17 protein-coding genes are annotated in these 20,837 nt (G+C 63.2%); 1 reads left to right on the top strand and 16 read right to left on the bottom strand.

What is annotated here, in order from left to right:
• Position 1: 1 nt before the first annotated feature.
• The 4 genes from panB to rpsO form a co-directional block, all read right to left on the bottom strand.
• On the bottom strand, positions 2-829 hold the full coding sequence (gene panB, locus CORGL_RS04305; protein WP_013708701.1) for a 3-methyl-2-oxobutanoate hydroxymethyltransferase: 828 nt from the start codon (positions 827-829) through the stop codon (positions 2-4).
• Entirely contained in the window at positions 826-1,932 is a 1,107-nt protein-coding gene (locus CORGL_RS04300) for a Rossmann-like and DUF2520 domain-containing protein (RefSeq protein WP_049777682.1), read from the bottom strand. The genes panB and CORGL_RS04300 overlap by 4 nt, the downstream gene beginning before the upstream one ends.
• An 85-nt stretch (positions 1,933-2,017) precedes the next feature.
• A complete protein-coding gene (locus CORGL_RS04295) occupies positions 2,018-4,303 on the bottom strand; it encodes a polyribonucleotide nucleotidyltransferase (protein WP_013708699.1) in 2,286 nt (761 codons plus the stop codon).
• A gap of 142 nt (positions 4,304-4,445) precedes the next feature.
• Complete coding sequence (gene rpsO / locus CORGL_RS04290; protein ID WP_013708698.1) at positions 4,446-4,724, bottom strand: 30S ribosomal protein S15; 279 nt, start codon at positions 4,722-4,724, stop codon at positions 4,446-4,448.
• A 271-nt stretch (positions 4,725-4,995) separates the two neighbouring features.
• On the opposite strand from rpsO, the gene CORGL_RS09375 reads away from it, so the two are divergent.
• Positions 4,996-6,423: an ATP-binding cassette domain-containing protein gene (locus tag CORGL_RS09375; protein ID WP_013708697.1), complete on the top strand. Its 1,428-nt coding sequence runs from the start codon at positions 4,996-4,998 to the stop codon at positions 6,421-6,423.
• Between the two features lie 37 nt (positions 6,424-6,460).
• On the opposite strand, the gene CORGL_RS04280 is transcribed toward CORGL_RS09375, so the two are convergent.
• The 12 genes from CORGL_RS04280 to CORGL_RS04230 form a co-directional block, all read right to left on the bottom strand.
• Positions 6,461-8,401 carry a leucine-rich repeat protein gene (locus CORGL_RS04280; RefSeq protein ID WP_172633533.1) on the bottom strand — a complete coding sequence of 647 codons (1,941 nt, stop codon included), beginning with the start codon at positions 8,399-8,401 and terminating at the stop codon, positions 6,461-6,463.
• A 941-nt stretch (positions 8,402-9,342) separates the two neighbouring features.
• Complete coding sequence (locus tag CORGL_RS04275; protein WP_013708695.1) at positions 9,343-10,377, bottom strand: ABC transporter substrate-binding protein; 1,035 nt, start codon at positions 10,375-10,377, stop codon at positions 9,343-9,345.
• Complete coding sequence (locus CORGL_RS04270; RefSeq protein WP_013708694.1) at positions 10,374-12,131, bottom strand: NADH-dependent [FeFe] hydrogenase, group A6; 1,758 nt, start codon at positions 12,129-12,131, stop codon at positions 10,374-10,376. The genes CORGL_RS04275 and CORGL_RS04270 overlap by 4 nt, the downstream gene beginning before the upstream one ends.
• Positions 12,125-13,954, bottom strand: coding sequence for an NAD(P)-binding protein (locus CORGL_RS04265; RefSeq protein WP_013708693.1), 1,830 nt, complete (start codon positions 13,952-13,954; stop codon positions 12,125-12,127). The genes CORGL_RS04270 and CORGL_RS04265 overlap by 7 nt, the downstream gene beginning before the upstream one ends.
• Positions 13,955-14,087: 133 nt before the next feature.
• Positions 14,088-14,888 carry a DNA repair protein RecO gene (gene recO, locus CORGL_RS04260; protein ID WP_013708692.1) on the bottom strand — a complete coding sequence of 267 codons (801 nt, stop codon included), beginning with the start codon at positions 14,886-14,888 and terminating at the stop codon, positions 14,088-14,090.
• 3 nt (positions 14,889-14,891) lie between these two features.
• Positions 14,892-15,866, bottom strand: a complete 975-nt coding sequence (gene era / locus CORGL_RS04255) for a GTPase Era (protein ID WP_013708691.1) — start codon at positions 15,864-15,866, stop codon at positions 14,892-14,894.
• 24 nt (positions 15,867-15,890) lie between these two features.
• Positions 15,891-16,268 (bottom strand): diacylglycerol kinase family protein, encoded by a 378-nt coding sequence (locus tag CORGL_RS04250; RefSeq protein ID WP_013708690.1) that lies wholly within the window; start codon positions 16,266-16,268, stop codon positions 15,891-15,893.
• Entirely contained in the window at positions 16,252-16,803 is a 552-nt protein-coding gene (gene ybeY / locus CORGL_RS04245; protein ID WP_245526949.1) for an rRNA maturation RNase YbeY, read from the bottom strand. Before ybeY ends, CORGL_RS04250 begins: the two co-directional genes overlap by 17 nt.
• The gene (locus CORGL_RS09790; protein ID WP_013708688.1) at positions 16,790-16,936 is read right to left on the bottom strand and encodes a hypothetical protein; all 147 of its coding nucleotides are present in this window, start codon (positions 16,934-16,936) and stop codon (positions 16,790-16,792) included. The genes ybeY and CORGL_RS09790 overlap by 14 nt, the downstream gene beginning before the upstream one ends.
• Positions 16,933-18,267: a MiaB/RimO family radical SAM methylthiotransferase gene (locus tag CORGL_RS04240; protein ID WP_013708687.1), complete on the bottom strand. Its 1,335-nt coding sequence runs from the start codon at positions 18,265-18,267 to the stop codon at positions 16,933-16,935. Before CORGL_RS04240 ends, CORGL_RS09790 begins: the two co-directional genes overlap by 4 nt.
• A gap of 11 nt (positions 18,268-18,278) precedes the next feature.
• Entirely contained in the window at positions 18,279-19,493 is a 1,215-nt protein-coding gene (gene dnaJ / locus CORGL_RS04235; protein WP_013708686.1) for a molecular chaperone DnaJ, read from the bottom strand.
• A gap of 95 nt (positions 19,494-19,588) precedes the next feature.
• The gene (locus CORGL_RS04230) at positions 19,589-20,689 is read right to left on the bottom strand and encodes a DnaJ domain-containing protein (protein WP_013708685.1); all 1,101 of its coding nucleotides are present in this window, start codon (positions 20,687-20,689) and stop codon (positions 19,589-19,591) included.
• Positions 20,690-20,837: the final 148 nt, after the last annotated feature.

The raw sequence follows: 20,837 nt of genomic DNA, 5'->3' as shown, positions 1-20,837 counted from the left end.
CTCAACGCAGCCGCTCGATCACGCTGTCATCGATCTTGAACTCATGTTCGGCTGCGGGAAACGAGCTGTCGCGAACCGCGGCCTGATACGCTTTGAAACCCTCGGTCATGAGAGCTCCGACCTCGGCGAATCGCCTGACGAACTTCGGTGCGAGATCAGAATACATTCCCAGCATGTCCTGGTAGACGAGAATCTGCCCATCGCAGAGCGGTCCGGAGCCGATGCCGATCGTGGGGATACTCAGCGACTTGCTCACCACCTCGGCGAGGGCCGCGGGGATGCATTCGAGAACGATGGCGAACACGCCGGCGCGCTCAAGCTCGCGGGCATCATCCAGAATCTGCTGTGCGGCGGCCTCGCTTCTGCCTTGGACCTTGAATCCCCCGAATGCGTTGACGGACTGCGGGGTGAGCCCCAGATGACCCATGACCGGGATGGAAGCCCGCACGATCGCACGGATCTCGGCGGCGAAGCGCGCGCCGCCCTCCAGCTTGATCGCCTGGGCACCGCCCTCCTTGATGAGGCGACCGGCGTTTTCCACCGCCTGCTCGACTGACAGGTGGTATGACAGATAGGGCATATCGCCGACGACGAGCGCATCGGAAACCCCGCGCGAGACCGCACGGGTGTGATGGACCATATCCTCCATGGTGACCGACAGCGTGTCACCGTAGCCGAGCATCGTCATGCCGAGCGAGTCGCCGACCAGGATCGCATCGATACCCGACGCGTCCATGAGGCGCGCCGTCGAATAATCATAGGCGGTGAGCATCGCGAGCTTGCGACCCTCATCCTTTGCTTGCTGAAATGTGGTGACCGTGGTCTTCATGAAGTCTTCTCCTCTACGATGGCTGCCAATCGCGCGTAGTCGCGATCAGGGTGCTCAACACGGGCGAGATCGATGAGCATGCGGGTCAGATGACGATACAGCGCAGCGGTCGGAGCATCGAGTGCAGCCAGGTGCTCGGCCACCGTCGCGGTGTCGCCGCGTTCGGCGGGACCGGTGAGCGCGGCGGCACCCGAGGTGCAGAATGCGTGCGCGTTGCCCTCGATGAGCGGCCCGAGCGCCGAGAGCGCATCCGGCTCGCTGATGCCGACCTCGCCCAACAGACGTACCGCGACGCTGAGCGGAGCGATGACAAGGTTGCTCGCGAACACGGCCGCAGCGTGATAGCGCACCTTGCTCGCCGCATCGATACGATGGATAGGGTTGCCAGCGAGCTCGAAGAGCCCTCGAAGCGCATCGACTGCCACCTCGTCTCCCTCGAGCGCGATATGGGCGCGCGAGATGCTCGCGAGCGAGCACAGTGGATCGCTGAATGCAAGAAGGGGGTGCGCCGAACAGACGTGAGCGCCTTCCTGGGCGGCACCCTCGAAGACCTCCGAGGTCAAGCAGCCGCTGCAGTGACAGACGATCGCGCCGTCCAGATCGGTGGTTCGACGCATCTGAAGCCATACGCGCGCGGTGGCCTCATCGGGAACTGTCAGAAAGATGATATCGGCTGCCGAGCAGAGATCGCCGATGTCCCCAAAGGCGCGCGAGGAGGTGCACTCGGCCGCGAACTCGGCTGAGCAGCGATGCAGACTCGCGTAGCCGGACACCGCGACACCGCGTGCGACAAGATAGCGCCCGAGCGCCGTGCCGACCCTGCCAGCCCCTATGAACCCTGCACTCGTTTGCATCGCCTCTTGCAACCTCGTGGCTTTCACGCGGATCTCACCGCTCGCTGATTGCTCATTATGAACGAACTGCAGATGCCTGCCAAGAACAGCAGGAGAAACAAACAGATGATACGCGGCTTTTCTCGATCCCGTCTCGCTGAAAGCCCCGCAGCTGCGGAGCAACCCATAGACATACCTCGTAACGCACGAGAGCCAACGACTCTGCGAGACCAAGAAGCCGCGTTGCGCGATCGCTGCGGATCGGATCATAGAAAAGGCGATTCGCGGTGAAGCGAATCGCCTTTCCACGCGAGCGCGACTCAGATCGGGCTCACCCGGATCATCTCAGGGCCGCTCAGCGCTCATGATGACGGCGCGGCACACCGCAACCGCGATCTCCCGGAGAGCGGCGCGGTCGATCGCGATCGCCATCATGCTCAGAGGTGCTGCGGGGGCGGCCGTGACCGTGATCCTCATGGCTGCGGACGCGTTCGTGATCACTCGAGCTGCGACGGGCTCGGTCGTCGTGACCACCGGATGATGCAGGTGCCTCAGGCTTGCCGATGCGGTCGAGCGAGATCTTTCCGCGATCGTCGACCTCGAGCACGCGGACCCTCACCTCGTCACCTATGTTCAAAACGTCCTCGACCTTGTCCACGCGACCCTGCGCCACCCGTGAGATGTGCAGCAGACCGTCCTTGCCCGGCAGCAGCGACACGAACGCGCCGAACGGCTGAACCGAGACGACCCGGCCGGTGAACTCCTCGCCCGGCTCGGGCACGTGCACGATGAGCTTGATGCGCTCGACGGCGTCCTCGACAGAGGTGCCGGTGCCGCCGACGTAGACGGTGCCATCCTCCTGAATGTCGATCGAGGCGCCCGTCTCATCTTGGATACCGCGGATGACCTTGCCGCCTGATCCGATGACCTCGCGAATCTTGTCAACAGGCACACTCACCGACACGATGCGCGGGGCGGTGGAACGGGTCTGGGAACGGGGCTCGGGCAGGACGTCGACCATCTTGCCGCGAATGAATGCCCGGCCGGCTCTTGCCTGTTCGAGCGCCTGACGAAGAATATCGAACGTGAGGCCGGTCGCCTTGTTGTCCATCTGCAGGGCGGTGATGCCGCGCTCGGTTCCGGTCACCTTGAAATCCATGTCGCCGAGAAAATCCTCGATACCTTGGATGTCGGAGAGCACGACGGTCTTTCCGTTCTCCTGGATGAGCCCCATCGCGATGCCGGAGACCGGTCGCTTGATGGGCACGCCGCCATCCATGAGGGCCAGACAGCTCGCGCACGTCGATGCCATCGAACTCGATCCGTTGGATTCGAGCACCTCGGAGACGACGCGGATCGCATAGGGAAACTCGGACTCATCGGGAAGAACCGGCAGAAGCGCCCGTTCGGCGAGATGCCCATGGCCGATCTCGCGGCGCTTCGGCGCACCCATCCGGCCGGTCTCGCCTGTGGAGAACGGTGGGAAGTTGTATTGGTGCATATAGCGCTTGCCCTCGACCGGCTCGATGGTATCCAAGCGCTGCGACTCGTTCAGCATACCGAGCGCGAGCACGGAGAGCACCTGCGTCTGGCCGCGCTGGAACAGACCGGATCCGTGAACGAGCGGCAGATAGGCGTCCTTTACCATGATGGGACGAATCTCATCGGCGCGACGGCCGTCCACGCGCTCGCCGGTTTCAACGACCATCGTGCGCATAGCCTGTTTTTCGAGCTTCTTCAGGTTGACGGGGATCTCGCGCTCCCAGGCGATGCGCTCCTCTTCCGTGAATTCGGCGGTGATACGAGCCTTGAGGTCGGCGACCTTCTCGACGCGGCTCAGCTTGTCGGCATCGGCCAGTGCTGCGGCCATCTCATCGTAGTGCGTGAAGATGCGGTCGTGCACCTCGGGGACCGGCTCGTCAAGCGGATACTCCCGACGCTGGATCGGACCGTTCTCACGCTCCCACTGATCCACGAAGGCCAGCTGCTCATCGCAGAAAGCGCCGATGGCGCGCTGACCGAACTCCATCGCGGCGAGCATGTCCTGCTCGCTGATCTCGTCGGCTCCGGCCTCGACCATCGAGATGAAATCTCGCGTGCCCGCCAAGACGAGATCGAGATCGGATGCCTCGATCTCCTCGTACGTGGGATTGACGATGAACTCGCCGCTGTCGCCGGAGCGTCCGATGCGCACACAGGCCAATGGTCCCTCGAAGGGAACGCCACCGAGCGTGAGCGACAGCGAGGCTCCCATGGTCGAGATCACGTCGATCGGATTCGTCTGGTCGGCGACCAAGGTGGTCACCACGATCTGAACCTCGTTGCGAAAGCCGTCGGGAAAACTCGGACGGATGGGACGATCGATCATGCGAGCCGTGAGCGTGCCCTTGTCCGAAGCGCGGCCCTCGCGCTTCAAAAACCCGCCTGGGATGCGTCCGACGGCGTAGAGCTTCTCGTTGAAATCAACCGTGAGCGGGAAGAAGTCGTAGTTCTTCCGCTCCTTGGAAACCACCACGGTGGTAAGCGCGGTGGTATCACCCTGTTTGACCAGGGCCGCTCCGGTCGCCTGCTTGGCAAGCTCTCCGGACTCGAGCGTGTAGGTCTTTCCGTACAACTCAAATGTGCGTGTTACCAGTGCCATATCTCTTCCTCTTTCATCTCCGCGCGCCGCGTTGCGCGCGGGCTGCCTTGTGCTCGCAGCGGATCGGCCGCATGCGAGCTGTCATGGACCCGACCAATCGGCTCCATACGAAAGGAAGCGCGATGCCGCGCTCCCTCATGACCTACGAAATGTTATCGCGGATACCGAGTTTGGCGATAAGCTCGCGATACTCGAGCACATCATGCCGCTTGATGTAGGATAGCAGGCGGCGTCGGCGGCCGACCAGCATCAGCAGACCGCGCCGGGTGTGGAAGTCCTTCTGATGAGACTTCATGTGCTCGGTCAGCTCCCGGACCCGATCGGTCAGAATCGCAACCTGAACCTTGGAATTGCCTGAATCGTGCTCGTTCGCTCCATACTCGCGAATGAGCTCTGCCTTGCGTTCCTTTGAGATCGTCATGGATCACCTTTCGTCTCGGCCGCGACATGCGGCGCTCAATCCGCCTCGAACTGGGTGGCCGCCGGTGCAGCGGACGACCAAGTAGGAGGTAGCATACGTACAATATGGTAGCACATGCTGTTCGCGCGCGAACATGCACATGGACTCACCATCCGCTCGAAGCCCTTGCGCCCTGAGTTGCAGGAGGGTTCGAATATGATGTAGGCTACGGTGCAGTCCGAGATGACGCAGGGGACGCGTCGTCCCATGGAGAAGGAGAGCGGGGAACGCGATGGATGAGGCGACCGATGAAGCCGAGGAGCGGACACGCGGGAAGCTGGACGAGATCACGCGCCTGTGCCTGGATAGCCTCGGCGAGGGAACGTGGGCGATCGTGCTGTGGCTGCTCGTATGGCAGCTGGCAAGCTTTCTGATCGGCTCCTCGCTCATTTTGGCCGGACCGTTTCAGGTGCTCGTCGCGCTGTTGCGTCTGCTGCCGACCGCCGCGTTCTGGTCCATCATCGCCTCCTCCGGTGCGCGCATCCTAACGGGGTGCCTGATCGGCTACCTTGTCGCTTTGACGCTGGCCGCGCTCGCCTATCGCGCGCACACCGTGCGCGAGCTGCTGCAGCCTGCCATGTCGGTTGCCAAGGGGACGCCGATCGTATGCGTCATCGTCGTGCTGCTCATCTGGTTCGGATCGGAGAGCGTGAGTTCTATCTCCGTATTTCTTCTGGTCCTCCCCGCTATCTACTTCTCTGTGCTCGAAGGGCTCGACCGGCTCGATCCCGCTATGCGCGAGCTGTTCTTCGTCTTTCGCATCCGTGGTCTCCAGCGCCAGCTCGCCTATGTCTGGCCCGGTGTCCTGCCGTATCTCGTCGCGACGAGCGAGACTGCGATCAGCATGAGTTGGAAAGCGGGAATCGCTGCAGAGCTGATCGGCGTACCTGCGGGGACGATTGGCGAGCGGATATATCAAAGCAAGATCCTGCTGGAAACACCCGACCTTTTTGCTTGGACCGCCGCAGTCGTTTTAATGGCTTGGGCATGCGAGCGCGCGTTCATCACGCTGCTGCGGCACAGCGCGCCGGCATCGATTCGGCTCGCAGCAAGACTGCGGCCGAACAGGGTCGCCGAGCCTCCCGGCGAGATTCAAGCGAGGGATCTGCTGATCGGTTACGGGGAGACGGCGGTGGCCTGCGCGCCCTCCTTCGAACTACCGGCACCGGAGATCCTGTGTCTGAGCGCGCCGTCGGGTTCGGGCAAGACGACCTTGTTGAAGACGATCGCCGGCATCATCGAACCACTCGACGGCAACATCGAGGCGCCGGCGTCGATGAGCATGGAGTTCCAAGATGCGCGCCTCATCGATGAGCTGTCATGCGTGGATAACGTCCTGCTCGTCTCCGCTCGCGACCTCACCCGCGATGAAGTCTGCGGCCTGATCGAGGAGATCCTGCCCGAGCAGGTGGCCGATGCGGCCGCCGGCGAGCTCTCAGGCGGCCAGCAGCGCAGACTCGAGCTGGTGCGCGCTCTGGCCGCACCATCATCTGTCGTTCTGCTCGACGAACCGTTCGCCGGCCTCGATGATGCCGCGCGCACCGCAGCGCTCGACTACATCGACCGTCACCTGGAGGGACGGACGCTCATCATAGCGACCCACGATGTGCGCGATGCCGATGAGCTGGGCGCGCTCGTCTTGAGCATCGCCGGAGCATGAGGGCGACCGTCGGCATCGCGCTCCCACTGGCGTTGTCTCAGCTCCGCCGGCGCACAAGCGGCGCGGCGAGCGCTCCGGCAGCCAACGCTACGAGCACGGCGACGCTCTCTGGGTGCCCAGCGGAGTTCACACCGGTACCCGGCAAGACCGGTGCGGGCAAAAAGTCCATCGTAAGCGCGATCACGCCGGCGGCGGGCTTATAAGGGACTCCGTCCACGGACACCGAACCATCGTCGCCCACAGTGAAAACATGAGCATCTGGGCAGACTTGGTAGCCTGTAGGAGCCGAAAGGTTCAGTAGGTGGTAGGTTCCCGGCGAGACCCCATAGAGCCGCAGATTTCCATCGGAGGCCGACATCTGCGGCCACGACTCGACACGGTGATGCATCTCGGGATCGGTGTAGACATCGTAGATCTCGTCGGCGACATCCGAGGTTGCTGACAGCGCGTAACCCGCGCCGGCAAGCGGGGAGCCACCTCCTGTACCTGCCATACGACTCGAAATCATGAGCTCGAGCGAAACGGTTGATTTCCAGATCGCCCGCAGGGTGACCGTGGCTCCTTCGAGATCGCTCAGATTTGAAACTCTTTCCTTGTCGGCGTAGGACCTCCCGCCGGCACCTGCGTCCCAGCAGACGAAAGCGTAGTGGCCTCGGGTAAAGCCGCATTGCTCGAGTGGCGCTTCTACCCCGTAGGTCATAGGTTGATCGGGCATGGCACCTGTGCCTCCAGCCGGGTCGAACGCCACCTTGTAGGCGACAGCGGAAAGACCGCAGGATTTCCCGGAGGAGGAAACCGAGTTGTAGGGGCGTGCCCTGGAACCAGCTGGAAAAATGAAGGATCCCGGTGATACGTTGCGAACACTCAGTGTTTCGGAACCCGGCGCGAGACCCGTATTGCGATCGGTATTCAGTTTCACGACTTCAGTGGGATTCGAGGGATTCTTGTTCACAGAAAAACGCTTGATCATGTGTCCTGAGGCATCGTTGATCTGACCTGTAAAAGACTGAGCGATCTGGAGTTCGACTGACGCGGCATCCGAGGTACCCGGCACACGCTTCGCGTTCATAGACAAAATCGGGGGATTCATGATGACGAGCGAGCCTTCGGCGACGCTGTAGTTCCTCCAAGTGATGGACCCCAACCACGAGGATTGAACATAGACCTTTTTTATGGCCGAAGGAGAGATGCCGTCCGGTGCGACATCAGGCCCTGAAGCTTGGCCGTTGCAAAGCAGATAAAGCGAGTTGTAGCTCGTGCCTAGAAACGCCCGAGCTTCTATAGTCATCCTCGTTCCATCACTTGGCTGATTGATCACCAGGTCACCTGTATTCGTGGCCCCGGTGACGTCGCTTGCTCTGCCCAGATTGACGCAGTTCTCAAATGCGCTGGGGCCGATGTCTGTGATGCTGTGATTATCTTCGAGACCGGTCGCGGTCAGTCCGGAACAATCCTTGAATGCATTTTCCCATACTCTGCTGATTCGATCGCTGCCCAGATCAGCGGATTTGAGACTGGTGCAGTTTCGGAAAGCATTTCCGCCGACGTACGTTATTGTGCGGTTGTCTTTCAGACCTGTGCTGAGCAGTGAAGTGCAGCCCCAAAAGGTTCCGCCAATATGGGTGAGAGTATGATTGCCCTCGAGGCCGGTTCTCGTGAGCGATGTGCATCCCATGAATACGCCCGTGTACACGCCCCCGTGATCGCCCATCATCGTCTTGATCATGTCGTTGCCATCCAGCCCGGTCGATATCAAACCGATGCAGTTTTTGAAAGCACCGCTGCCGACATACGTAATGCTTTTATTGCCGGCGAGTCCAGTGGAGGTGATGTTTGGTGATCCCTCGAATGCAAAATCTCCCACAACCGTCACCTTGTAGCTGTTCGCGCCATCAGAGATCGTCTCAGGAAGTTTGGCGATGGCGCCGCTCGCGCTCTTGTCCAGCAGCGAAGACAGCATTGCGGTGTGAGCACCCACATCTCCGATGAAAGAGCAGGCTATCTGTTTGTCGCCGATTGTTATGGGTGCCCGAAAGCTGACTGTTTCTACACCAGTTTGCGAGACTGAGGAGCTCTGCGGCTCATCACTCGATTTCGTGGGAATCTGAGAGTTGTTTTCTTTCTCGTTGCAGTCGGGCAAACCCTCTGGTGCTTGATCATCCTGCCTCGGCGCGCCTTTTTTCTCGCAAGATTGATCTTCGCGTTCTTCTTGAACAAATCGAGTCGCAGGCTGGCTTTCCTGCGCCCAGAGATTCAAAGCGGTCGTCAACATGAGGAATAGAGCCGAGCAGATTATGAAAAGATTCCTCCGGAATCTTTTGACCGTTGCGCGCCCGCTCATAGACGCACTCCAGATGCGTTGTCGACCGGAGTGCGATTTTCATCGACAAGATTAAGCGATGCGAATTCAACGCGGCTCGCACAGACTCCCGTTTCGTGCTTCTGTATTGATTTGTCTTCTGTATCGCTTATACCATCTGCTGCTGCGCCCGTGCGGGTCGACGTGAAGGCAGAGCAACGAGGTGTTCTTTGGACGCAAGACTCGGTTGCGCCATCGGCAAAAGCCGGTTCGGAGACATCCGTAATGTGCAAAGGATCCGGATAACGAAGAGTCAGAGATGCTTTTCTAGGAGCCCCCCCCCCCCGCTGTGGTACTCGGCCTAGACAGCCTTATCCCACACAGGTGTGGTCCGCAGCATACGAACCAGCCCATATACTTGTGCATGCGTTACTCCTCCCCAGAGATGATCCAAGCCTATTTCCCGCATCACAGCGAAGTGCACGAGACGCAAACTCTCCTGTCTCTTTTGATCAACACTATACCACAGCCTCCGACATGAGACGGAACCTTGCTTGGATACCTGAAAACGGGACCGCCCCGCACCGGCCAGATAGGGGGCGGTCCGAAATCGCTTGAACTCAGGGGACGTAGTAGAAATCGTCGGCCGGCAGCTTGCCGCCGACCGATGTCGGATCCTGCTCGAAGAGCACGCTCAGATAACCGCTCAGGGCGGTCTTCATATCGTTTCCCGTCAGGCAGACGAGCTGACATCCCGGAATGGCCCGTCTGGCAACATCTTCGCTGTCGATGATGCCGTGTTTGACGACGAGCTTCGCCGCCGCCGACGGATCTGCGTTGATCGCCTTGACCGATGCCTGCTGCTCCTCCAGAAACTCCTTGACGGCCTCGGGGTGCTCCTTCAAAAACTTCGTGCGCACGATCGTCACGCCGGTGAGCATCCTGCTGCCCGTGCTCGCAGCGAGACCATCCCAGACATCGCTCAAGTTGAGCGGTGCGCGCAGCGCGGTGTTCTTCGCCAAGGCGGCCGTGGTGAACGGCTGCGGCAAGATACCGACGGCGGCGGGATCCTTCGCGAGCGCCGCGATGACCTCCTCCGGCTGGCTTTTGAACTCAAGTTTGACCGTGTCGGCAATGCCCGCCTGCTTGAGCAGGTAGTTCATGGTGTACTCGGGGACCATTCCCTTGCCGGTCATCAGAATCCTATGTTGAGCGAGGTCATTGAAGTTCGCGATCGACTCATCGGAGGTGACGACGGAAAGCACGCCGAGCGTGTTCACATCCAAGACGGTGACGCCGCCGGACGTCTTCGAATACAGCACCGAAGCCGCGTTGGCCGGGATGAGCGCGATGTCCGCCTTACCCTGAATGATCTTCGGAACGATCTCGTCGGGAGTGGCATCGATCGAGAAATCGAAGGAGGACTTCGTCTCGCCGGAAGATGAGCGCTCCATGAACGATAGCAGACCGATCGATGTGGGGCCCTTGAGGGAGGCGACGCGCACCTCCGTGCGAGCGGAGCCGCCCTTATCGGAGCCCGCGGGCGCTGTCGGCTTGCCCGAGCACCCTCCCAGACAGATCGTCAGCGCAAAGACGAGCGCGAGCGCGGCGAGACCGCCGCGGCGGATTCGGCCGCGCGCTGTGTCAGGCATCATAAGCACTCCTCTCGCTCGCCTGGCATCGTCCATGCGCGCTGGTCGGTGTGGAGCAGCTCCTCCGCGCGCTCGGACAGCGGAGCGCCCAGATAGTCCGCGTAGCACATCTGGATCGCGGGATTCTCGTAGGAGCGGCGAAGATTCGAGCTGCGATCCAAGCCCCATAGGACCTCACCACGCTCGCCCGCGAGCTCCATGCCGTCATGAATGGGCTGTCCGCCGCCGCCGACGCAGCCACCCGGACAGGCCATCACCTCGACGAAGTCGTAGCCGACCTCACCGCTTTTCAGGGCATCGAGCAGGTTGCGCGCGTTGGCCAGCCCGTGGACGACCGCGACCTTGAGCGCTTTGTCGCCCATGGTGAAGGTCGCTTCCTTCCAGCCGTCCATCCCGCGCACATCGCTGAACGCATCCGCATCGCATCGCTCGCCAGTCGCAAAATAATAGGCGCTCCGCAAAGCGGCATCCATGACGCCACCGGTCGATCCAAACGCCACGCCGGCCCCCGTGTGGGTGCCGAGCGGCTGATCCAGCGGCTCGTCGTCAAGCTTGGCGACATCGATGTGGCAGGCCTTGACCATGCGGCACACCTCTCGAACCGTAAGCGCAACATCGACATCCGGCGCGCCGTCGGCTCCGGTCATCGAGGGCAGCGCCGCCTCGGCCTTCTTTGCCACGCACGGCATGATGGAGACCGAGAAGATCTTGCTCGGATCGACCCCGAGCGCCTGAGCATAGTAGGTCTTCGCGATCGCGCCGAACATCTGCTGCGGCGATTTTGAGGTGGACAGCTGGTCGACGAGCTCGGGGTAGTGGTCCTTCACGTAGCGCACCCAGCCCGGACAGCATGACGTGAACATCGGGAACGTCGGATGCTCGCCGGACTCGCCGGCGCGCTTCAGCCGCTCGAGCAGCTCTGAAGCCTCCTCCATGATAGTGAGATCGGCGGAGAAGCTCGTGTCGAAGATATAATCGAAGCCGACCATGCGCAGTGCCGCGGCCAGCCGCTCGACGGTCGCCTGACCCGGTGCGAGACCGAACGTCTCTCCCCAGGCGGTGCGCACGGCCGGGGCGATCTGAACCAGACAGATGCGCTCCGGATCGCCAAGAGCGTCAAAGACCTGCTCGGTGTCATCGCGCTCGCGCAGCGCGCCCACCGGACAGTGCGTGATGCACTGTCCGCACAGCGAGCATCCCGTCTCCTCGATCGGCTTGCCGCCGACGGTGTTCACCATCGTATGGCCGGCACGGTTCGTGATGTCCCACACGCCGGTGGCTTGGACCTTGTCGCAGACCTGGATGCAGCGCATGCACTTGATGCACTTGTCATTGTTGCGGATGAGCGGGAACGAGAGGTTCCAGTGCTCGCCGGCGAGGTGCTTGTCAAAGGGCAGCTGGGCGATGCCCAGATCGTTGGAGAGCGTCTGCAGCGAGCAGTTGCCCGAGCGCACGCAGCTCGTGCACTCGGAGTCATGCTGCGAGAGCAGAAACTCGACATTCACCTTGCGCGCGATGCGCACGCTCGGACTGTTCGTGTGCACGACCATGCCGTCGAGCACATAGTTGTTGCAAGCCGCGACGAGCTGGTCGATTCCCTCGACCTCGACAACGCACACCCGGCACGATCCGATCTCGTTCAGATTTTTCAGATAGCACAGCGTGGGGATCCGGATGCCTGCGGCAAGCGCCGCCTCCAGAATCGTCGTGTGCTCGGCGACCTCCACGTCGCGGCCGTCGATCGTGAGCTTTACCATTGAGCGACCCTCCCTCCGCGAAACGCGCCAAGTCCGAAATGATCGCATCTGAGACAGCGCGCCGCCTCCTGATGCGCCTCCTGATCCGTGAGCCCCTGCTCGACGAGCGACCAATCCGAGATGCGCTCGCGCGCGTCGCGCTCGGTCAGCTCGCAGCGGCCGCAAAGCCGTTTGCCCTTGAACTGGACGGTCGGCAGCTCGACATCGAGCACGATCTTATGGTCGTATCCGAGGTAGTGATCGATATTGGCAGCTGCGACCTTGCCGGCGTTGATGGCGCGGATGACGGTGGCGGGGCCGGTCTGGCAATCGCCCCCGGAATAGAGTCCGGCGAATCCCTCGACGGCGCCCTCGGTGTCGGTGACGATCCGATCCCACTTGCAGGGGATCCCCATCTCCGCGAACGGCTTGGAATCGATCTCCTGACCGATGGCCACCACGACACGATCGCAGGGGAGCGTGCGCTCGGGCGCGTCGGCGGGACGCGGGGCCGGGCGGCCTCGGGACGGCGCGCCGATAATCTGCTGCTGAATGACCAAGCCGACGACGCGATCGCGCTCATCGGTCTCGACGCGGACAGGCGCGTGAAGTTCGAGGACCTCGCAGCCCTCGGCCTGAGCGCCGGCGATCTCGGCATCTTGCGCCGTCATGTCGCAGATGCGGCGCCGGTAGACGATCGTGACCTTCTCGGCGCCCAGACGCAGCGAGGAGCGCGCCACATCCATCGCCACGTTGCCGCCGCCGACGACTGCTATGCGCTGGCCGGTGAAATCAGGCAGCTCGCCATCGCCGACAGCACGCAACATCTGAACGGCGGACTCGACGCCTTGCGCGTCCTCGCCATCCAGCCCGAGCTTCTTGTCGTTATGCGCGCCGATGGCAAGATAGACCGCATCGTAATCGGCTCGAAGCGCTTTGAGTCCCTCGGCGTCGACGGCGGACTCGAGTTCGACATGGATGCCGCAAGCGAGAATCCAATCGATCTCCGCCTGAAGATCCTCGCGCGGAAGCCGGTAGCTGGGAATGCCGTAGCGCAGCATGCCGCCCAGATGCCTGCGCTGCTCGAGAATCGTCACGTCATGACCCATGAGCGACAGATAGTAGGCGCACGAGATGCCAGCCGGACCGCCGCCGACGACCGCGACGCGCTTGCCGGTCGCGGGAGCCATGGTGGGACGATAGTCGCTCTCCATGTGCTCTGCGGCATAGCGCTTGAGCGCCATGATGTTCAACGGATCGTCCACGATGCCGCGACGGCAGTGCATCTCGCAGGGATGCTCGCACACCAGACCGCAGACCGAGGGCATCGGATTGTCCTTGCGTATGAGGCGGATGGCCTCGGTGTAGCGGCCCGCCTCGATGAGCGAGACGTAACCGGGTATGTCCACACCCGCAGGGCAACCCATGACGCAGGGCACGAGCTCGTTTTGGCCGAAGCCGCACGCGCCGGTGCGCAGATGATGCTCGAAATCGTCGCGAAAGCCGCGGATGGCCGTGAGCGCCATGGATCCGGCCTCATACCCGATGGCGCAGTCACTCGACCGATAGATGGTCTCGGCGGTGCGCTCGATGACCTTGAGCGTCTGATCATCGGCTCGCCCAGCGAGAACCTTTTCAAGCTGGTCGGCGAGCACCCCCAGTCCGACGCGGCAGGGCGTGCATTTGCCGCAGCTCTGCGTCGCGCACAGATTGACGAGCGCCGCGGTGAACTCGACGGGGCACGGGGCTAAAGATCGCGTCTCGAGCCTCCTGCCCAGGGCATCATGAAGATCATCCATCACGGCCTGCGCGTGGCTTCTCTCCATGACATGCAAACGTGCCATACTGAATCTCCCCTCGATATGGACGGATAGCGAACGTGGCCTGCATACAGACGACGGTAGAATACGCGACGTCGTTTCACAGAAGATATTATATGCGCTATGCGAGGTTACAGGGTGCGCACGCGATTTTTATTCATCTCCCGAGCATGAACTCGAGCGAGCGCAGCCGACTGTCGAGATGCGTCACGGCCCAGGTATGAGCGAGTGAGAGCATGACAGCGGCTGCGGGCGCATCGATCGGCGAAGTGGCCAGCTCTGAGAAGCGCAAGGCGATGAGCGCGCGCAGCCACCCGATCCGATCGGCATCGATGGGCTCGGCCGAGGTGACGCTCGCCGCACATGATGAGCACAGCAGTCCTCCGGCGGCGGCGGAAAAATAGGTGAGGTCTGTGTCGCCGCACAGCACGCATGCCGTGCAATCCGGTCGATAGCCCATATGCGACATGAGCTTGAAAACGTAGGCCGCCACGATGAGATCCAGATGCGCTGCGACGAGAGGATCCGACGCGGGCGCAACGCCACCCGAGGCGGAGCGAGCGCGCCGCCCCGCAGCCGCCGCGACGTCGAGCGCGCAGCGCGTGATGGGAAAGATGAAGGGATCTTCGGCATCCTCGAAGCAATTGAGCTTCGCGACCTCTGTCAGGGCGCTCGCCGCGGCGAGCACCGGCAGGTCGGGAGCGGCCCCGAGCGGAGACGCGATCATGCGCGCCTCGGAAACGATATCGAGGCTGCGCCCGCAGGCAAGCAGAAGATCAACGTCGCACGCCAGCTCGCAGCGAGCCGCGAGACGACCACCTGGCCTGCGCGCCCCCTTGGCGATGGCGCGAATCTGCCGGCCGTCCTCGGCAAGCAGCGTGAGGATCAGATCGGTCTCGGCGAGACGCGTCTTGTCGAGGACGATCGCACGCGTGCGATATGTGCGTCGACGCGCCACCGATCACGCCTCGGCACCGTATCCGAGCCGTCTGATCACGCGACCGTCATCGCGCCAGTCAGGTTGCACCCGAACGTCGAGCGCGAGAAACACCTTGCGGTCGAACAGGCGCTCGAGATCGCGGCGAGCGTCGGTGCCGATGCGCTTGATCATCTCTCCGCCGCTGCCGATGAGAATGCCCTTCTGGCTGTCGCGCTCCACGAGGATCGTCGCATGAGCGCGCACGAGGCTCCCGTCAAGCGCAAGGGAGTCGCATGCGACGCCGACGGCATGCGGGATCTCCTCCCGCGTGCGCCTGAGGGCCTTCTCCCGCACGAACTCGGCGACGATCTGCTCGTCGGTCGCATCCGCGCCCGCGTCATCGGGAAACCAGTGCGGCCCGACCGGCAGATGGCTCGAAACGATCTCGATGAGGGCCTCGACGTTGAATCCCTCGGTCGCTGAGACCGCGATCGTCTCATCGAAGTCGCACAGCGCCGCGACCGCGGCGATCTGGCTGGCGACCATCTCCGGCGTCGCGAGATCGGCCTTCGTGATCACGAGCACGCGGACGGCGCTCGTGCGCGCGACGCGTTCGGCGACCCAGCGATCGCCGCTGCCGACGGGCTTGGTGGCATCGACGGTGAGCGCGACGACGTCCACGTCGACCAGCTCCGCGAGCGCCCCCTTGTTGAGCTCGCGCCCGAGAGAATCCTGGGGCTTGTGCAGACCGGGGGTGTCCACGAACACGATCTGGCACCCGGGACGGTTCACCACGGCGCGCAGACGGCGTCTCGTGGTCTGCACCACATTCGAGGTGATGGCGATCTTCTTGCCGAAGATCGCATTGAGCAGCGTGGACTTGCCGGCATTCGGCCTGCCCACGAGGGCGACGAACCCGCTGTGAAACTCCTCGACGCCATCATCTGCGGTTGCGATCTGCTCCGAGCGATTCCAATCATGGCGCCGCTCGACGGCGTCGCGGATATCTTCTCTCATTTCACTCCCATCATCGGGGTTCATCTACAGGACGCCGAAAGCGTGGGCGAACACGAGAACGCCCACGACACCGGCGGTGAGCGACAAGACGAGCACGCTCGCGGCGGCGATGTCCTTGGCTCGTTTCGCGAGGGGATCCATCTCCTGTGTCGCCAAATCGACGATCGTCTCCATCGCCGTATTCGCCAGCTCCGCGAAGATCACGACTCCGATCGAGACCGCGATGAGCGCCCAGCACACATAGTCGAGACGGACGATCAGACCGAGTGCGACGGCGAGCGCGGCGGCGGCGATCTGGATCTTGATGTTGCGCTCCGTGACAACTGCTGTCACGACACCCATGAGCGCATAGCGCAGAGATTTGGCAAATGAGAGATGATCCTTGTCAGAGCCCGGTATCACAGCTGCTCCCCTCCGTCTCGGTCCTTCGTGGATGTCGGGTTGTCGGTGCGATCGCGATCGGGCGCCGCGCATCGCGCTGCCGTCCCAGCCCGCGCAGCAGCTCGTCCTCGCGCGCTTCCATCGCCTCGGCATCCTCTTCGGCGATGTGGTCCCAGCCCAGCAGATGCAGCAGACCGTGTACGAGCATGAGCCGGCACTCGTCGGCCGCTGTGTTTTTGAATCCCGTCGCCTGAGCCGCGATGATCTCAGGAGCGAGTATGACATCACCCAGCTCGAGGGGCTGCTCGCAGCCCGGTCGGCCAGCGAGCGAGTCTTTTGAGTCAGGGCGATCGCACTCGAAAGAGAGCACATCGGTGGGCTCGTCGATCCCGCGCCATGAGCGGTTGAGGTCGCGCATCTCGGAGGCGCCCACGAATGAGACGGAGAGCTCGACGGGGATCTCGATCCCCTCGCGCTCCAGCACGAACGCAGCGATGCGCATGATCTCGTCCTCGCCGATAGGCGCTTCGAGGCCCTCGTCGCTACTGATGAGCACGGTCACGGCCATCTGTTCCCACCCCGCCCTCATCAACTTGAACAGCTCCGACGCGATAGAACCCGAAGCGATCGCGTGCCTTTGCGATGCGACCGACGAGCGTGATCTCGGTGCCCTGCTGTGCGCTGCTCATGAATGACCTTCCGCCGGAATGTTCGCGATCCGCCCGTGCAGCATCCCGTTCTCATCGATATCGACGATGTCGACGTCTGCGATCGCGATCGGAGCTGCGTCCCGACGTCCGCCGAGACGCTGATCGAAGAGCGGACCATCGATGAGGATGGGGTGGTAGGAGCCGAGCCGAGCCCGACGAGCGCGCTCCACGACGGCGATCTCACGCGTGCCGATGCGCGAGCGGGCGTCGGCGTCTGTCATCTCCGCTGCGAGAGCGCGCAGCCGACGAGCGCGGCCGGCTGCAACCGCGGGTTCGATGCGACCGGATGCGGCGGCAGCCGGGGTACCCGGACGAGCGCTGTAGCGAAACACGTGCATCCGCGAGAACCCGATGCGCGCGCACAGCTCGAACGACGCCTCGAACTCCTCATCGGTCTCGCCGGGAAAGCCCGCGATGATGTCGCAGGACAGCGCGACGCCTGCGATGGATCGACGAGACCGCCTTGCAAGCTCAGCGAAATCTTGCGCCGAATAGGGACGCCCCATGCGCCGCAGGGTCGCGCTGCAACCCGATTGAAGAGGCAGATGCAGATAGGGCGCGACCCGTCGCGACGAGTGCGCCATGACGGCAAGAAGCCGCCCGGAGACATCCATCGGCTCTATCGAGGACAGCCTCACGCGAGCTATGTCCGTCTCTCCCAGCACGGCCTCGAGCAGATCGGCGATGTCCGCGGTGCCGCCGGCTCGACCCGACCCGGCCCAAGCCCCCAGATTCACACCGGTGAGCACGACCTCGGCGACGCCGGCGGCTGCGAGCTCGCGCACGCGACCAGTGACCGCGGCGACGGGAACCGAGCGCTCCGGTCCGCGCGCGCGCCATACGATGCAGTAGGAGCAGCGCCTGTTGCAGCCGTCTTGCACCTTGACGCCGACACGAGCACGCGTCCCGCGAACAGAGCCGACCGCCGAGGGCGCACAGGGCGCCGCACCGAGAACCGCGGCGGCCTGCGCCGCGCGGGCGCAGACGCGCTCCTTGACGGGCTCGACGATCACGCGGTCGGATAGCGCGGCGAGCGCCGAGGCGTTCAGATTCACCGAGCAGCCGGTCGCGATCACGCGCGCCGAGGGCGAAGCCACGAGGGCGCGCCGCACCGCCTTGCGCGTCTTGGCTTCCGCCTCGCCGGTGACCGCGCAGGTGTTGATGATGATGAGATCAGCCTCCCCCGTCTCATCGAGGGCGAACCCCGCGCGCGCAAGCTCCGCCTCGATGCGATCGGACTCGACGCGGTTCACCCGGCAGCCGATATTGACGACACGGGCGCGCGGGACACCAGATGAGGAACAACCCATCCCGGCGGGCCCTACTCGAGAACATCGTCGATCGCGTCGCGAATGCGATCGACGACAGATTTTGAGGGCTTGTCGTGCTCGGCGAGCTCCGCCTCCGACGCGGCGGCCGCATCCTGCGCGGCAGCGGAGATGGAATCGCTCTCCACGCTCTCTCCCATGAGAGCGGCGTATCGCGCGAGAAGCGCACGAGCCTCATCGGGCAGCTCGCGGGGGACCAGCACGCGCACCTGCGCAGCGCTGCGGCCGCGGCCCCCACCGGACATGCGGGGCATGCCGAGCCCCTCGACTATCACGAGCTCGCCGTGCTGCGTGCCGGCGGCGATCTCGAAGGGGATGGTCTCGTCGGGCATGATCCCGGCGACCTCGACCGTGCAACCGAGTGCGGCCTGCACCATGGAAACTTCGATCTCGCAGACCAGATCGTCCCCCGAGCGCTGAAAGCGCTCATGGTCCCGAACCCGCACGCTCACGATCAGATCGCCCGCAGGGGCACCGCGCATTCCGGCCTCACCCATACCCTGGACGCGCAGCTGGCCACCGGAGGAGATGCCGGCCGGGATCCGGACGTCGATGCGCTCGTGGTTCGGCGTGCGGCCCTGACCGTCGCACATCTCGCAGGGGCTGTCCAAGACCGTGCCCTCCCCGCCGCACTCCGGGCACGGCGACGAGGACTGCACCTGACCGAAAACCGAGCGCTGCACCGTCGTGACAAAACCGGTGCCGTGGCACCGCGGGCACTCCTGCTCGCTGGCGCCTTCCGCCATCCCCGTGCCGCCGCAGTCATCGCAGGGCGCCAAGCGGTCATACGCGATGGTCTTCTTGCAACCGCGCGCGACCTCCTCGAGCGTGACCTCCAACGAGATCGCCATATCGCGTCCCTGCCGACGCGCGGCGCGACCGCGCTGCGATGAGGCCGACCTGCCGCCGAAGAACGATGAGAATATGTCATCGACGCCCATGCCGCCGAAGATGTCGCTGAAATCGACGTATCCGGAGCCACCTGCGCCCTCGGCGGTGCCGAAGCGATCGTAGTTCGCGCGCTTCACATCATCGGACAGAACCGAGTAGGCCTCGTTGAGTTCCTTGAACTGCTCCTCGGCAGCGGGGTCATCCGAAACGTCGGGATGCACCTTGCGCGCAAGCTTCAGAAACGCTCGCTTGATCGTCTTGCGATCGGCATCGCGCTCGACGCCCAGAACCTCATAGTAATCCCTTTTTTCCACCACAGCGATTGCCTTCCCAATAAATCGTTGCCGCAGCCGGATATCCGGCGCAGACCATCATACACGGCATATATGAATTCAAGCGGGAGAGCCCCTCGCTACATCATCCGATACGAAGGCCCGGTCATGCTTTGCGAGCAACGGCTGAAACCCGCTAGAAGCACCGCGAAGAACACCCCGTTCCCGAAGCCGTTCGCAAACTGGACGGCACCGCGACGCCACCACAGCACAGAGCGGTGCAGAACATCATCGCTAACGACCATGAGAACGCCCAAGGCGAAGGGTACCGCGCACAGGGTCGTCATGGCCATCGTCATACCGGTGATGAGCAGGGACACGAGAAACGGGGCGCAGAATCCCGCGAGGTAGAAGCCGGTCCGCGCCCGTCCCTCGAGCCGCTCGGCGGCCACGTGCGCGCGACCCACGAGATCGCCGCCGGGCGCACCGTTCGTGCCGGCATGGCCCATACCCCGCATCCGGACGACATCGCCATCGTGCGTACCGGCTGCAAAGCCGATCACCGCCTCTGAGACCACGGCTCGCCTGCCGGTGCCGTCGCACCTCGGACACGGATCCGCGACGACCCTGCCGGTGCCGCCGCACTCGGGACACACCATCTGAAGCCTGCCGCCACCGAACAGAAACGACATGTCGACATCGATCGATCCGGTGCCGCCGCAGCTCGGGCAGGCATGGGCCGATTCGCTCGAGATCGAGCCCGTGCCGGAGCATTGCTCGCACGTCTCATAGCGCCGGTACCTGACACCTTTGCGCGCGCCGTCCCTTGCCTGCTGCGCATTGAGATCGATATCGATGACCACGTCCGCGCCGGTCTCTGGATTGTACGCGGCGGCTGATCGGTGAGCGGGCCCCCATGAGCCACCGAACGGGAAGCCATCGAACGGGAAGCCCCCCGGCGTCTGGGCGCCTCCGGCTGGCCCGGGCCGCGGCGCGCCCTGATAGCCGGCGAATGGCCCCCCGGAACGCATCGCATCGTAACGTGCGCGCTTCGCGTCATCGGATAGGACGGCGTAGGCCTCTGATACCTCTTTGAAGCGCTCCTCGGCGTCAGGAGCCTTGTTGATGTCCGGATGAAGCTTGCGGGCCTTCTGCTGGAAGGCCTTCTGAATCTCTTTCGCATCGGCGTCCTTGGAAACGCCTAGGATCGCGTAATAGTCCTTTTCGTTCATCATTGCCATGTGGCGGGCTCTTTCCTGCCGTCGCGTTGCCTTTGCACTCGGCGTGTCCTGTCGAGCCTGAGGACGGAATCGCAAATCGGCTCGAGGTGTCCACGCTTTCAAGTGACGCTCGTCTGCGCCTTGGGATGTATCATACTCGGTCGCGCCT

This window comes from Coriobacterium glomerans PW2 (assembly GCF_000195315.1).
Classification (GTDB): Bacteria; Actinomycetota; Coriobacteriia; order Coriobacteriales; family Coriobacteriaceae; genus Coriobacterium; species Coriobacterium glomerans.
This window is presented reverse-complemented; position numbering and strand designations above follow the sequence as displayed.

Coding starts and splice junctions, on each gene's coding strand:
- CORGL_RS04300 (WP_049777682.1), bottom strand. CDS start 1,932: ATGATCCGATCCGCAGCGATCGCGCAACGCGGCTTCTTGGTCTCGCAG.
- CORGL_RS04230 (WP_013708685.1), bottom strand. CDS start 20,689: ATGGCAATGATGAACGAAAAGGACTATTACGCGATCCTAGGCGTTTCC.
- CORGL_RS09375 (WP_013708697.1), top strand. CDS start 4,996: ATGGATGAGGCGACCGATGAAGCCGAGGAGCGGACACGCGGGAAGCTG.
- CORGL_RS04270 (WP_013708694.1), bottom strand. CDS start 12,131: ATGGTAAAGCTCACGATCGACGGCCGCGACGTGGAGGTCGCCGAGCAC.
- rpsO (WP_013708698.1), bottom strand. CDS start 4,724: ATGACGATCTCAAAGGAACGCAAGGCAGAGCTCATTCGCGAGTATGGA.
- CORGL_RS04265 (WP_013708693.1), bottom strand. CDS start 13,954: ATGGCACGTTTGCATGTCATGGAGAGAAGCCACGCGCAGGCCGTGATG.
- era (WP_013708691.1), bottom strand. CDS start 15,866: ATGAGAGAAGATATCCGCGACGCCGTCGAGCGGCGCCATGATTGGAAT.
- CORGL_RS09790 (WP_013708688.1), bottom strand. CDS start 16,936: ATGAGCAGCGCACAGCAGGGCACCGAGATCACGCTCGTCGGTCGCATC.
- CORGL_RS04295 (WP_013708699.1), bottom strand. CDS start 4,303: ATGGCACTGGTAACACGCACATTTGAGTTGTACGGAAAGACCTACACG.
- CORGL_RS04275 (WP_013708695.1), bottom strand. CDS start 10,377: ATGATGCCTGACACAGCGCGCGGCCGAATCCGCCGCGGCGGTCTCGCC.
- CORGL_RS04240 (WP_013708687.1), bottom strand. CDS start 18,267: ATGGGTTGTTCCTCATCTGGTGTCCCGCGCGCCCGTGTCGTCAATATC.
- panB (WP_013708701.1), bottom strand. CDS start 829: ATGAAGACCACGGTCACCACATTTCAGCAAGCAAAGGATGAGGGTCGC.